Source organism: Xanthomonas melonis (genome assembly GCF_020783655.1).
Classification (GTDB): Bacteria; Pseudomonadota; Gammaproteobacteria; order Xanthomonadales; family Xanthomonadaceae; genus Xanthomonas; species Xanthomonas melonis.
In genome coordinates, this window is sequence record NZ_JAJGQH010000007.1 from 1 (window position 1) to 14,490 (window position 14,490).

The window sequence follows — 14,490 nt, forward strand, 5'->3', positions numbered from 1 at the left end:
GCCGAAGCGTGGGTCTGGTTGACCGAAGCGAGGTTGCTGCTTCGCCGGTTAGTAACTTGATTATGTAAACACCCTCTAAGCCTCTTTGAAGAATAGTTGTTTCCAGCGCTATTAAGGCGGCTGCTGCGTTTATCCATTTGCGCCAAGCTTACGCATGAATGCAAGGGATCGAGCCTGATCGGATGCAACCACTCTAGAGCGGCCAACAAAACGACCGCGCTCCCCGCCAAGCGGGCGTGGCCGACCCTCGGAATCGGCATGCGCCATACGTGCACTCGGGTTCCTCCGCGCCGTTCACACCCACCTGACGATCGCTCGCTACGTTCTGTTAGCCGCTCTTAATCCGAAGCGAACTGACGCACTTACTCCACTGCCATAACATGACGAGGATACGCGTAAATGCGTGCATTCTTTAAGATAAGGAAAAAAATGGCTGCCAGAATGATAGCTCAAGGCTTGACGCATGGAGGATTTCTGGCGACAGGTGCAGCCACATCATTTTCACGGTCAGGACCTGCGAAGTGGATCCTGGGAAGTCGGACCAAAGAAAACCTGGCTGCAAAGATAGATGTTGGCTTGGACTGTGAAGAACTCGTCCGCACGACATTGAGAAAATTTGGAGTTAGTGATGCGACATCTCAGTCACTCGATCTTATGGGTGTAGTCGCCCCACTCGCTGTAACTCAGCGCACTTTTAGAGTTGCGGAATTCCTGAGCATTGCCCATGCTAAAGATGTCGTCGCCAGTTTTTCGCCGATTTTTGGCGATACTTATATCCCATCGCCCCTGGACCACTTGCCTGAAGAGGACGCAAAAAGCGCTGGCGGCGTACTGACCATGCGCATGGCATTGAACTTATTAAACTCGAGCGCCACGACTCAACAACAGGCAGCGCTGAATTTGGCATTACTCACATTTTACGCGGAAAATAGCGAAAACCCGTGTGCAAGGCTGGCCTACGAAATTACAGTCGAAGTGGGAAAAAGATGGCTAGTACTGCCTTCCGAAGTGCCAAGTCTAGGCATCCTTAGCTCGTTTGGATCCGGCACGGGGCTGGCACACTTGTTTCAAGACGTACCCAACGCAGTATTGAAGCGACTTCGAGATATGTTAGGCGATGGCCATGAATCAAAGGAAATATTGCTGAAAAAAATCGAACTGATTGGATCGGCGTGCGAACTGGCCAAGCAAGCTGCAATCGGGTCCCTGACTGGAACAATCACTTACATCGAGGAGGCCGAACGAGATCTTTATATATTCAGAACTGAACGATTACTGCCCGTTCCCATGGAAGTCTTCCCGCTCAACCTATTTAAGCACTTTTCTCCGGCACGATTCTTTTTTCAAGAGCCGGCCATTGAAGGCGCCATCAAGACCAGAGACTATTATTTGATAAAGGAAATCGTGCGCGAATGCGAAAATCGTGGGTTCAATTTATCCAAAGATGAAGTGCGCAATGCATTGTCTGCAGGTGCAGACCAAGTGCTACACCAGGGGGATCGGATCAGAAAAATTGCGGAAAGCCAGTCTGAATACTTCGCCAATCAATCGATCAAATCTTCAAGGAAAGAAGTTGAGGACTAGCTCTGCCACTCTAAGACTCTTAATCGATGCAATCATGATGTACGTGGATGCTCGCCTTGGCGAGGGTGAACTTATCGAATTCATCGCACTAGAACTTCGCGCTGAGCTATTCGCAAGAAACCCAGCACGAAGCGACCAGGAACACCGCTACCCGAGGCTAGTCGATCCCACTGCTCGTACCGGCGTTACGGAACTCCCGCGGACTCACCCCCACCAGCCGCCGGAAGCTCTTCTCGAAGTGGCTCAGGTCGCCGAAGCCGACCTTCAGCGCCACTTCGGTGATGCGCAGTCTCGGTTGCCGTTGCAAAAGCTCCTTGGCCTTTTCGATGCGGAGCTGCTGCAGCATCGGTTTGAACGGGGTGCCCAGCTCCTCGCGGAACAGAAAGCCCAGATGCGACTGGCTCACATGCGCCTGCCGAGCCAGGTCGCCCAGGGTCAGCGGCTCGGCGTAGTGTTCGCCCAGGTGCACCAGGGCGCGCCGGAGTGCGTCGTGCAAGCTGGCCAGACGTTGGCCAGGGCGATGCGGGAGGCCATCGATCCAATCGACCGGCGTTTCCGGCAGCATGGACGCGCTTGCAAGCCCGGCCGTTGGTGATGGTGTCGCGCGCACATCGCGCTGCGCTTGCCATTCGCGGTCTTTCACCAGATGCGGTGCATGGCGCTGGATATCGGCAATGCCGATCGGCCTGCCGGCCGTCATGACCGCCAGGCGCAGCATCACCCGCTCCAGCTCGTGAAGATTTCCCGGCCATGGGTAATGGGCCAGGACATCCATCAGCGGCTCGGTGACAGAAGAGCGGTGATCCAGGCCATGCCGATCCAGCACGCGCTCGATATGGAAGCCGATGTCGGCGTGCCGGCTGCGCAAAGGGGCGAGCTCGATTGCCAGGACCTCCAGTTGCGAGAGTAGTGCCCGCAAAAAGCGCCCGGCACGGACACGGCGCGGCAGATCGGCGGTCGTGGAGGCGACGACCCGCGGCAAGGCCTCACCGCCCGCAACGGACCATGGCCAATCGCGGGCCGAGAGATATCCGGCCACCTGGCGTTGCAGCGCGTCGTCGAGCTCGTCCACGTTCTGCAGGAACAAGGTTCCTCCCGCTGCACGCTCGAACCATAGTGCCGGCACGTCGCCAACAGCAGTGGCGCAATCGACCACAACGAACGGCCCCTCCCGCCAGGGTGCGGCGGCATGCAGCAGGATCGCCACGTGTTCCTTTTCGGTACCGAACTCGCCGCGCACGATGACAGGCAAGCGACTGTATGCGACGTGTTCGACGAACGCATCGATCGTCCATACCTCCTCGCTCACGCCCACAAGCGGCAGCGCTCGACCGAACCGGTCCTGAGCCAGCGCCCGCGCGATATCGCGCTGGATCAGGTACGCACAACACTTTGCGATCTGCCGGTATAGCGTCATCGCCTGTGTGGTGATGCCGTCTTGCCCCGGCCTCACGCTCAGTGCGCCGAGAACCTGTTGGCCATGCTGGACGAGAAACATCTGTGCAGGCGTGGCATGCATCTGCGCCGGATCCTGAACCGGTGGATCGCCTTCCTCCACCGCGACAAACGTGCAGACCGCGCCGTCTGCGATCTCACTGTGCGACAGTTCCGCAGCGATCCTTTCCAGCATTTTCGCCAGAGGATCGCCGGGGAAGTACGCGCGCTGCATTACATCGAAGACCTGCTTTTCCATGGATTTTTCGACCTGATCACCGGCGCGCTCGGAAGGCGGCCATACCCAAGTCGCGCCATCCCTGACCAGACCGTCGGCAAAGCTCCAGGCAATGCATTCGCTGCTCGGTTCACCGCCGCGCCTGCCACTCGATCACTCCATGGCAACACGGAGACCCGCGCTTGCCTTGGCTGGACCCGTTGAAGGCGCAAGAGATTCGCCAGCGAATCCAACGCTTGTTGCAAGCCAGGTTCGGCATTAGCACGCTGCCATCCGGTTGTCCCGACGATTGGTATCGCGCGACCGCACAGCCAATCAATTGGGTGAGGGCCGTCTCACTCATTGCCGCTGCAGCGCTGCGGCGCTGCGACGAACTCAAGCAACGCAATACCGCATGCCATTGCGACCTTCTGCACATTGGCGCGGGGATAATGCGCTGCCCTTCCTTCAACATTGCTCATGTCTGCACCCGTCCCTACCTTGCACGCTTACGCCGCCATCAAGCCCTTGCTGTGGCTGGTGTCGCTGGCGATCTTCATGCAGATGCTGGACGCCACCATCGTCAACACGGCGTTGCCGTCGATGGCGCGCAGCCTGCGCGAAAGCCCGCTGCAGATGCAGTCGGTCGTCTTCAGCTATGCGTTGGCAGTGGCGATGTTCATTCCAGCCTCCGGCTGGATCGCCGACCGCTTCGGCACCCGGCGCACCTTCCTGGCAGCGATCATCGTGTTCACGCTGGGCTCGTTGCTCTGCGCCGCCGCGCAGCAGCTGCCACAGCTGGTCGCCGCGCGGGTGGTGCAAGGCATCGGCGGCGCGATGCTGTTGCCGGTGGGGCGATTGGCGGTCCTCAAGACGGTGATGCGCGAAGACTTCCTGCGCGCGATGAGCTTCATCGCCATTCCCGCCCTGATCGGCCCGTTGATCGGTCCCACGCTGGGCGGCTGGCTGGTGGAAGTGGCCTCTTGGCACTGGGTCTTCCTGATCAATCTGCCGATCGGCATCATCGGCTTCATCGCCGCGCTCAGGATCATGCCGGACCATTACGGCCAAGCGCGCAGACGCTTCGATCTGATCGGCTATCTGATGCTGGCGGTCGGCATGGTGGCGTTGTCGCTGGCGCTGGACGGCATCGCCGAGCCCGGCATGCGCCACGCCTTCGTCATGCTGCTAGCGATCGGTGGGCTGGCCGCCCTTGCCGGTTACTGGCTGCATGCCGGCAATGCCGCCAACGCGCTGTTTCCGCTGGCCCTGTTCAAAGTGGCCAGTTATCGCATCGGCATCCTGGGCAACCTGTTCGCCCGCGTGGGCAGCGGCTCGATGCCGTTGCTGATTCCGTTGCTGCTGCAGGTGGGCCTGGGCATGAGTCCGATGCACGCCGGGCTGATGATGGTGCCGGTGGCACTGGCGGGCATGGCAGCCAAACGCGCTGCGGTCAGGCTGGTGGGACGTTTCGGCTACCGCACGACGTTGATGGTCAACACCGTGCTGGTGGGCCTGGCAATGGCCAGCTTCGCGCTCATCGATGCCGGCCAGCCGCTGTGGTTGCGGTTGCTGCAACTGGCCTGCTTCGGCGGGGTGAATTCGCTGCAGTTCACCGTCATGAACACCGTCACCCTGCGCGATCTGGATCGCGATCAGGCCAGCCCCGGCAACAGCCTGTTGTCGATGGTGATGATGCTGGCCACCGGCTTCGGCGCCGCAGCGGCAGGCAGCCTGCTGGCCGCTTTCGACACGCAGCTGGGCGAGACGCACGGCGCCACTGCCGCGCTGCATGCCACCTTCCTGTGCGTGGGCGGCATCACCCTGACCTCGACACTGATCTTCTGGCAGTTGGCCGACACCCGACCGCATCCCAGGGAGGTGGAGGCGGTGGCCGAATAGCCGCTACCCGGCGCACTCCAGCCCAAACGCAGCGCAAACCCAGCGCTTATCGACGCCTGCCTAGCGGCCCTGGCCCGGACGCGCGCCGCGCAAAGCCTCGGCGATCGTATCGGCCAGCATGTCGCCGGTGAGCGGCTTGCGCAGGAAACTGTCGAAACCGGCTTCCTGCGCGGCCGGTTCGGCGGCCTCGTCCGAGCGTGCGGTCACCGCGATCAGCGGCATCTCGTAGCCGAACACGCGCAGTTGCCGGGCCAGCGCGAAGCCGTCCAGCCCGGGCAAGTCAAGATCCAGCAGCGCCAGATCGAATGTGTTGTCGGCCGCTTCGGTCAATGCCGCCAGGCCATGCGGAGCGTGCACGACGGTGTGCCCTTGCGCCCGCAGCAGGCCCACGATGACCTCGGCGATGGTGGAATCGTCTTCGACCAGCAGGATGCGCTGCGGCGCAACGTGCACGTCGGCACGCGAGCCCTCGCTGCCCGGCGCGACATTGGAACTGACCCAGCGCAGCGGCAGATCCACGACAAAGCGCGTACCGGCGCCAAGCCGGCTGATCACCTCGATATGTCCGCCCATGGCCACTGCCAGTTCCTGGCAGATCGCCAATCCCAGGCCGCTGCCGCCATAGCGCGACGTGGTCTTGGCGCCGTCGCCCTGCTCGAAACGCTGGAACAGGCGCGCCTTCTGATCGGCGTTGATGCCTGGCCCGGTGTCGGCCACTTCGAAACGCAGGCCCTGATACGAACCCTGGGTGGTCAGCTTGAGACCGACCACGCCGCGCTCGGTGAACTTGATCGCGTTGCTGAGCAGGTTGAGCAGGATCTGGCGGATACGGGTGGGGTCGCCGCTGGCAGTGATGTCGCCCAGCAGGCCCACCTCCAGGCTGAAATGCAGCCCGCGCTCGCGGGCCAGCGGCGCCATCAGCGCTTCGACCTCTGCCACCAGCTGGCGTACCGAGAATGGCTGCAGGTCCAGTTCCAGGCGTCCGGACTCGATCCGCGCCAGATCCAGCGCGTCGTTGACCAGACGCAGCAGATGCGCGCCCGCGCGGCGGATGGATTCGGTATAGCCGCGCTGTTGGGAATCCAGCGAGGTCTTGAGCAGCAATTCGCTCATGCCCAGTACGCCGGTCATGGGCGTGCGCACTTCGTGGCCGAGCGTGGCCAGAAATCGGGTCTTGGCGAGCGACGCCTGTTCGGCCAGTTCCTGCTTGTGCACTGCCAGCTGCCACGCGCTCAGGCGCCGCAGGCGCCGCCGGTACATCAGGATCGAGGCCGCCACGATGCACAGCGCCAACAGGCCCAACCCGGCCAGCCCCCACGGCGCCAGCCACCAGGGCGGCATCACCTGGAAGCGCAGCTTCTGGCTGGCCGACCAGATGCCGTCGGCGGTGCGTCCCTGCACTTCGAGGGTGTAGTGCCCGGCCGGCAGGCGCGAAAACAGCCGCTCGCCGCTCGGACCCACATCGATCCAGTCCGGATCGTAGCCACTCAGGCGGAAGCGGTAGCTGTTGGATTCGGAGTCGGCGAAGCTGAGCAGCCGCGCCACGATATGCAGATCGCGATCGCCGTCCTGCACGATCAACGGTTTGACATGGCTCACATCCAGCCCGCGCTCGCCACGTCGCAATCCCACCCGCTCGATGACCAGCGGTACCCGATGATCCTTGGGTTTGAGCTGGGCAGGATCGAAGATGACCAGGCCGTCGGGGGTGGCGCCCACGATCATGCCCTTGGACGACTGCGCCAACGAACGCGGCACGAACTGCGGGTTGGGCAAGCCGTCGTGCACGCCGAACACCCGCACGCCGCGGGTGGCCGGGTCGACCCGGATCAGGCCGCGCATGCTCGATAGCCAGGCCACGCCATCGCGATCGACCACCAGGCCCTGCGGGGCGAGCGCCGGGAACTCCTGGTCGGCACCCACCGTGTCCAGGTGATGCAGACTGCCGTCCTTCCACAGATAGCGATGCAACTTCCCCAGCCCCGCGAGCCAGGCGACCTCGTTGTCGCTGAAGCGAAAGTTGAAGATCTGTTCCTGCGGCGCACCGGCGATGGGCTCGAAGCGTTCGCGGGTCGCATTCCAACGTTGCAGGCCGTGGCTTCCGGCCAGCCACAGCATGCCGTCCGGCCCACTCTGCAACTGACGCACCACCAGGTCGGGGGCCAGGCCATGCGTGCCTCGCAGCAGGTTGCGCAGCACGCGGCCGTCTTCGTCGCGCTCCTGCAGCCCCATCGGGGTCTGGATCCAGACATGCCCATCGGCGGTCTGCTGCAGACGCTCCAGGACCGCCTCCCAGGTGGGATCACGCACGCTACCGTGCAGGTCCTTGGTGGACTTCCAATGCAGTACCTCACCGCTGGCGGGGTCATAGCGCAACAGGTGTCCGAAACTGCCCACCCACACCCGGCCCTTGCGATCTTCCAGCATGCTGTTCGCCCAGCCTTGCGAGCCCAGCGTCCGCAGCACCAGCTCGATCCTGCCCTGTGCAGGATCGACCCGCTCGAGCGCATCGGAACTGCCCACCAGCCAGAAGCGCCCGTCGCTGGACTTCGCGGTGGCCTGAATCGCGAGATTCCCCTGCAGCCGACCGTCTTCCTCGTGATTCACCACTACCGCGAAGCGACGCCAGTTCGACGGCAGGTGCCAGAGCCCGCCGATCGGGCTGGCGAACCATACACCGCCTTCGCGATCCTGGTAGGCCGATTCCCAGTTGGGACGCACGCGGCCGTGCGTGGATGCGTTATAGAGCGGGACATTGTGCACCTGACTGCCGGTGGCATGCCCCAGGCCGGCCGCCGTATCCAGCCAGTAGCTACCGTCGTGATCGCGCAGCAGCACCCCCAGCACCGGATACCGTGTGGGCGCCTGCCAGCGGTGCGGACTCAGGCCGCCCTGCAAATCGCGTCGGAACACCTGGTCATCGCTGGTGCCGATCCAGAGGCTGCCGTCGGGGTCGGCGGTCAGCTGAGTGATGATCTGCGCGGTGCCCTGCGGGAATTGCTGACGTTCGAAGTCCTTGCCGGTCCAGCGCGCGAGGCCGTCGGCGGTTCCCACCCACAGCACGCCACGCGTATCGATGCTCAGCCGATAGATGGCGTCGTCGGGCACGCTGCGCGGGTCGTCGGCGCGATGCATGAAGTGGTCCAGCACGCCATCGGGCCGCAGCCGGAACAGCCCGCTGCTTTCGGTACCGAACCAGACGCTGCCGTCGTCGGTGGACACGATGTTCCAGATCACCGCACCGCGCAGTGCCGGGTAACGGGTGCCGTCGTAGAAGGTGAACGCATGACGCGCCGGGTCCAGCATGCCCAGTCCCGCCATACCGGTCCCGACCCAGACCTGGTTGCGTTTGTCGATGTGGATCGCCCACACCTGGTTGTCGCGCAGTCCATCCTCGATGCGCCAGATGCGGAAGTTGCGGCCGTCGTAGCGTGCCAGTCCATCGCTGCTGGCCAACCACAGGTAGCCGTTGGCGTCCTCCTCCACCTCGTACACGATGTTGGACGGTAGCCCGTCGGCGACCGTCAACTGACGCGGCTGCGGCAAGACGGGCACCGCGCCGATCCCCAGCACCGGCCATGCGCACACGGCGATCACGCACCACAGCAACAGACGCCGCGCCTTTTGCACGGTCGTCGGCCTGCGGCGGGGGAGAGGTCTGTCTTGCAACGTGCGTCCTTGTTTTGTTTGCACGCATAGTGCGCACCGCGCCGCATGCTGGCAACACGCCCGAGCCCCCTGCGCATCGCCGCAGGCGAGCCAGCGCTGCCATGCGCAAAGGGGGGTGACACAGCAGCCGGGCACCGGCGACTGCGCGCAGCGGCTAAGCATTGCCGGCCGGTGGGTCCATCGGGTGTTCGCCCGCTGCGTCGGCGGCATCGGCGAGCGCCTGCGCCAGGGCCTGCGCCAGCAGATCGCCGGTCACCGGCTTGCGCAGGAAGCCGTTGCAGCCGGCGGCCATCGCCTGCGGCTGGGCGTCGGCATCGGCGCGTGCGGTCACCGCCACGATCGGGAAGCGCACGCCACGTGCGCGCAGCTGCGCGACCAGGGCTGCACCATCGATGCCGGGCAGATCCAGATCGCACAGGCCGGCGTCGAAGCTGCGCGTGCTGACCTCGGCCAGCGCCGCGAGCCCATGTAGCACATGGGTCACGGTGTGTCCGCGCACCTGCAGCAGGCCGATCATCACCTGCGCGACGGTAGGGTCGTCTTCGACCAGCAGCAATTGCAGTGGGGTCTGATCCTGCGGCGCGATCGCCCGTGCCGCATCCGGCATGCCCTCGGGCAGCGTCGTCACCCACCGCAACGGCAGTTCGACGACAAAGCAGGCACCCTGCCCCAACTCGCTGCTGACATTCACCGCACCGCCCATGGCCGCCGCCAGTTCGCGGCAGATCGCCAGGCCCAGCCCGCTGCCGCCATGCCGTGCCAGTGTCAGCGCGCCTTCGGCCTGCTCGAAACGCTGGAACAGCCGCGTGCGCTGTTCGGCACTCATGCCGGGGCCCGTATCGCACACCTCCATCCGGATGCCCTGTCCAGGTGTATGCGGCAATGACGAGACCCGCAGACGCACGCTGCCACGCTCGGTGAACTTGACCGCATTGAACAACAGGTTGAGCAGGATCTGTTGCACCCGGTTGGCATCGCCATGCAAGGCCGGCGGCAGCGCGTCGTCGAGCTCGCAGTCGAAGCGCAGTTGTTTCTGTTCGGCGCTCGGGCGCACCAGATCCACCACCTGCCGGATCGACTGACGCAGATCGAAATCGCGGTGATCCAGCGGCAGCTTGCCCGCTTCGATCCTGGCCAGATCCAGCGCGTCGTTGACCAGTCGCAGCAGATGCTTGCCCGCAGACTGGATCGCACCGGCATAGCCCTGCTGACGGGGATCCAGCTGCGTTTGCAGCAGGAGCTCGCTCATGCCCAGAACCCCGGTCATCGGCGTACGCACCTCATGTCCCAGCGTCGCCAGGAACCGCGTCTTGGCCAACGAGGCCTGTTCGGCCAGCTCACGCTTGTGCTGGGCCAACTGCCATTGCGCGCGCAGGCGGACCCGGCGCCGGTAGGCCGCGGCGAACAGTGCGGCCAGCACCACGCCAAGCAGGCATAGCGCGGCCAGGCCCATGTCACTGCGCCACCAGGGTGGGTTGACGGTAAAATCGAGCGTCTGCACCTTCGATGTATTGCCCAGCGGATCGATACCCTGCATCTGGAGCACATAGCGGCCGGGCGGCAGGGCCGAAAACTCCCGCATTCCTGATGCGTCGTGGTCCACCCAGCCCGAATCGAAACCTTTCAAAAAAGTACGGTAGCGATTGGCCATCGGATCGATGAAAGACAGCAGCCGCATGTTGATACGCAGCTGGCGGTCCACCGGCGACAGCGAAAAACCACCGCCAGTCGGCAAGCTGCGACGACGTTCGCCTGCCTGCACGCTTACCGTTTCCAGGCGCATCTCCGGCGTGAACGTCGGCACATCTGGTGCACGCGTGTCGATCAGCAAGGTATAGCCATCGGCGGTCCCGCCCACCAGCACGCCATCACGCGCCATCAGCAGGCAGCGGCGGCTGAATTCCAGGCTGGTCAGTCCATCGCGCGCATTGAAGCCGCGCACCTGTGCCCGCGCCTGACGTGGATCGATGCGCCATAAGCCGCGTGGGCCCGACAACCACAACCGCCCCTGACTGTCGCGCTCCAGCCCGTAGGCATCCATCGCGGGAAAGCCCTCGACCGAGCGGATACGGCGCAGCCGCTTCCATTGGGTGCCATCGCTGCCCCAATGTTCAAGACTGCCTGCGCGGTACAACCAGAGATGGGTGGCGTCTTCGACCACGAACGCCTGCAGTGTCTCATCGGTTTCCAGGCCAGGTACCGGCACGAAACCACCGGCAGCCGATTGCCAGGCGTACATGCCGCCAAACGCACTGACCCACATGCGCCCATCCGGACCCTTGCGAATCTGCGACGGAACGACTTCCTTCAGACCATGCGGGTGGTCTTCATCGATCGTTTCCAATAGCCGTCCGCTTGCCAGGTCGCGTCGCTGGATCACCTGCTCGTATGCCACCCATACCGTGCCGTCGCCTGGCTCACCGATCCAAACCGCCGCTTCGGCAGGTCCGCCATCGGTGAAGTGCCGCAGCGCGCCGGTGGTCAGATCGACACGCGACAGCCCTAAACGCCCGCTGCCTAGCCAAACGGTGCCGCGGCTATCTTCCAGAGCGGCCGCCACCTCCATGTCGCTAAACTCCGGCTGCTGTATGCCGGTCTGTGTCAATGCACCGGTCGAGGTGTCATAGCGCAGCATCCGGCCGCTGCTATCGAACTGCCACAGCCCACCGGAACGTGCAGCGGGTGCAAGACTGCAATTGAGCCCTTTCCCCTGCTCGTTGATCTGCTTGAACGCTGCGGTGCGCCGCCAGTCTTCGCGCAGGTAGGCAAGCCCGCGCCCATGCAAGGGTACCCAGATCCCGCCATGTGCACTGCGCCAGATGGTAACCACGTGGCGGTTGGATACCAGAGGCGTATCGCCGTTGTTGACCGGTACCGGGGGCTGGCCCGGGCGGGTATGCCACAGCCCCTGCTCGGTGCCCAGCCAGAACTCGCCATCGCCCGCATCGGCGACCGTCCAGACACGATTGCCCGACGCAAACATCGGCGACCAGGTAGGGGTGTGCCAGACACCGGACCCGTCCATCGAGCGCAGGCCAGTGTCAGTGGACACCCACAACCGCTGCCCTACCCACTGCAACGCGTTGATGCCGCTTGCATCGCCATCCGGGCGCACCCGATGCAAGCTCATGCCGTCGTGATACGCCAGGCCGCCCAGGGTGCCGATCCACATCCGATCGCGGTCATCCAGCGCTAGGGCATAGACCGGGTTGCGCGCCAGAGGGTCTTCCATCTTGGACAGATCCAATGTGCTGAACCGCCCCTTCGGATCAAGCCGCAGCACCGCGCCGGTCGACAGGCCGAACCAAATCTCATCGCCGCGGCCGGCAATGGCATAGACATCGCCGACAGCGAGTTCGGGCACCTCATTGGGCAGGTAGGCCGTCAACGTGGCGCGGTCGGCGCTGAGCATCGCCACCCCGGCGCCACCCAGCGCCAACCATAGCCGGTCCTGCGAATCGATGTAGATCGCTTGCAGCAGGTTGCTTCTGAGCGAGTGCCGGTCGGTGGGCTCATTACGCCAGACCTTGAACCCGGCACCGTCGTAGCGCACCAGTCCATCAGTGGTAGTCATCCACAGATAACCAGCACGGTCCTGGGCAATGGCGGTGATCATGGTGGAGGGCAAGCCCTCGGCCGGCCCAACGATACGAAACCGCGGAATGGCCGGAATCGTGGCCAGTGCAGGAAAGGCCATCAAAATGGCAAGCAGCACGATCAGCAGCACACGCATGTGGGAATCCCTTCCACGTCCAGCCGGCATGCTCGCAACGGATCGTTGCGAGCGCAAGTCGAGCGCGCGCTGGCGGGATGTGTCTAGAATCCGCCCATGACGTCCCTCGCCCGCCTGTTGCTCCTTCCAGCCCTGGCCCTCACCAGCCTGGCCGCCAGCGCCGCACCGGCGCGTTATGCGCTGGACCCGGTGCATACCCGGGTGCTGTTCGCGGTCGAACATGCGGGCTTTTCCAAGGCGTTGGGCACGGTATCCGGCAGCACCGGCAGCCTGGTCTTCGACCCGGACGACTGGGCGTCGGCGCGGCTGGATGTCACCGTGCCGCTGCATCGGGCCGACCTGGGCGATGCGAAGTGGAACCAGGCCACCCTGGCACGCAACCTACTCGACGCCGAGCGTTTTCCCGACGCACATTTCGTCTCCACGCGCGTGGAAGCCAGCGGCCAGAACCATGCCAGGGTCACCGGTAATCTCACTCTGCATGGCGTCACCCGTCCGGTCACCCTGGAGGTGACCCTCAACGCGCTCAAGCGCCATCCGCTGCCGCCGTTCAGGCGCACCGCCGGGTTCTCCGCCACCGCCACGCTGAGCCGGGCCGAGTTCGGCATCGATGCGTGGAAATCGATGATCGGCGACACCGTGGAGCTGCGCATCGAAGCAGAAGCCGTGCGCGAGGGGCGCGCGGACGACGAAGCGCCCGAACCGCCATCTGAACCCGCCACACCCGACACCACTGAACACCGGGAATCCGGCACATGAGCCTGAAGAATACCGACCGTTGGGGCGGCGTCAGCCAGACCCTGCACTGGCTGATCGCGCTGCTGATCCTGGTACTGGGCATCGTCGGCCTGACCATGGGCGAGTTGCCCAGGACACCGAAATACTTCTGGGTCTACACCGCGCACAAGTCGCTCGGGCTGACCGTGCTGGCGCTGGTGATCCTGCGCCTGGGCTGGCGGTTGTATGCGGGCGCTCCCCCGCCGGTGGTGGGGACGCCGCGCTGGCAGGAGCGCATTGCCGGGCTCACCCACTGGCTGCTGTACGCCATGATCTTCGCCATGCCGCTGTCGGGCTGGCTGTACGACTCCACCAGCGGCCTGCGGCCGTTCCGCTGGTTCGGCCTGTTCGATGTGCCCAAGCTCAGCCCGCCGGACGAACACCTGCGCGCCATCGCGCACTTCGTCCACGAATGGGGCTTCTGGCTGCTGATCGCCGTGGTGCTGGCGCATGCCGGCGCCGCGTTCTACCACCACCTGTTCCAGCGTGACGCCACCCTGGCGCGGATGTTGCCGCGCGGCTGGCTTTCTTCCAGACCCTAAGGATTTCCCATGTCGTCCAAGCTGTTCGCCTCTCCCATGCTGGTCGCTGCATCGTTGGTGACCACCTTCGCAGCCGCCCCGGTGCTGGCCGCCGATTACGTCCAGGCCCCCGGCTCGACGCTGGTGTTCGCCAGCAAGTACGACGGGGAAGTGTTCACCGGCAAGTTCCCCGGCTTCGACACCACGCTGAATTTCGATCCGGCCAACCTGGCCGGCGCCAAGCTCGACGTGCGCATTCCGCTGGCAAGCGCGGTCAGCGGCAACAGCGACCGCGATTCCACCCTGCAGGGCCCGGACTTCTTCAACGTCGCCAAGTTCGCCACCGCGCGCTACCGCGCCGACAAGTTCCGCGCACTGGGCGGCAACCAGTATGCCGCCGACGGCACCCTGGAACTGCGCGGTGTCAGCAAGCCGGTCACCCTGACCTTCACCTGGACGCCCGGCGCGCAGCCGGTGCTGACGGGCAAGGCGGTGGTGAAGCGGCTGGACTTCGGCGTGGGCGGCGGCGACTGGACCGATACCAAGACCATCCCCAACGAAACCGCGATCAGCACCAAGGTCGTGTTGAAGGCGAAGTAGCGCCACAGGCCGCACGGGATGCGGCCACTGAGCGGCGGACTACCTCGTCGGGT

Annotated in this window: 9 protein-coding genes and 1 other RNA gene; 6 read left to right on the forward strand and 4 right to left on the reverse strand. The window is 64.2% G+C overall.

Annotated features, from left to right (window positions below; genetic code table 11):
• The first annotated feature begins 258 nt into the window (after positions 1-258).
• A non-coding RNA gene (locus LL964_RS08195) (sX9 sRNA) lies at positions 259-334 on the forward strand.
• Between the two features lie 65 nt (positions 335-399).
• Positions 400-1,584: a hypothetical protein gene (locus tag LL964_RS08200; protein ID WP_146092335.1), complete on the forward strand. Its 1,185-nt coding sequence runs from the start codon at positions 400-402 to the stop codon at positions 1,582-1,584.
• Between the two features lie 157 nt (positions 1,585-1,741).
• Here the strand turns inward: LL964_RS08200 and LL964_RS08205 are convergent, their stop codons facing one another.
• Both LL964_RS08205 and LL964_RS20070 read right to left on the reverse strand, forming a co-directional pair.
• Positions 1,742-3,253, reverse strand: coding sequence for an AraC family transcriptional regulator (locus LL964_RS08205; protein WP_228329406.1), 1,512 nt, complete (start codon positions 3,251-3,253; stop codon positions 1,742-1,744).
• A 338-nt stretch (positions 3,254-3,591) separates the two neighbouring features.
• Positions 3,592-3,717, reverse strand: a complete 126-nt coding sequence (locus LL964_RS20070) for a hypothetical protein (RefSeq protein WP_255626208.1) — start codon at positions 3,715-3,717, stop codon at positions 3,592-3,594.
• On the opposite strand from LL964_RS20070, the gene mdtD reads away from it, so the two are divergent.
• Positions 3,716-5,137: a multidrug transporter subunit MdtD gene (mdtD, locus tag LL964_RS08210; protein WP_104586498.1), complete on the forward strand. Its 1,422-nt coding sequence runs from the start codon at positions 3,716-3,718 to the stop codon at positions 5,135-5,137. The two genes, LL964_RS20070 and mdtD, sit on opposite strands and share 2 nt — an antisense overlap.
• Positions 5,138-5,197: 60 nt before the next feature.
• On the opposite strand, the gene LL964_RS08215 is transcribed toward mdtD, so the two are convergent.
• Both LL964_RS08215 and LL964_RS08220 read right to left on the reverse strand, forming a co-directional pair.
• On the reverse strand, positions 5,198-8,767 hold the full coding sequence (locus tag LL964_RS08215; RefSeq protein WP_104586499.1) for a hybrid sensor histidine kinase/response regulator: 3,570 nt from the start codon (positions 8,765-8,767) through the stop codon (positions 5,198-5,200).
• 193 nt (positions 8,768-8,960) lie between these two features.
• Positions 8,961-12,539 carry an ATP-binding protein gene (locus LL964_RS08220; protein WP_104586500.1) on the reverse strand — a complete coding sequence of 1,193 codons (3,579 nt, stop codon included), beginning with the start codon at positions 12,537-12,539 and terminating at the stop codon, positions 8,961-8,963.
• Between the two features lie 96 nt (positions 12,540-12,635).
• On the opposite strand from LL964_RS08220, the gene LL964_RS08225 reads away from it, so the two are divergent.
• The 3 genes from LL964_RS08225 to LL964_RS08235 are packed head-to-tail and all read left to right on the forward strand — an operon-like array spanning position 12,636 to position 14,437.
• Complete coding sequence (locus tag LL964_RS08225) at positions 12,636-13,298, forward strand: YceI family protein (RefSeq protein WP_104586501.1); 663 nt, start codon at positions 12,636-12,638, stop codon at positions 13,296-13,298.
• A complete protein-coding gene (locus tag LL964_RS08230) occupies positions 13,295-13,858 on the forward strand; it encodes a cytochrome b (protein ID WP_104586502.1) in 564 nt (187 codons plus the stop codon). Before LL964_RS08225 ends, LL964_RS08230 begins: the two co-directional genes overlap by 4 nt.
• Positions 13,859-13,867: 9 nt before the next feature.
• Positions 13,868-14,437: a YceI family protein gene (locus tag LL964_RS08235; protein ID WP_104586503.1), complete on the forward strand. Its 570-nt coding sequence runs from the start codon at positions 13,868-13,870 to the stop codon at positions 14,435-14,437.
• The last annotated feature ends 53 nt before the right edge of the window (positions 14,438-14,490 follow it).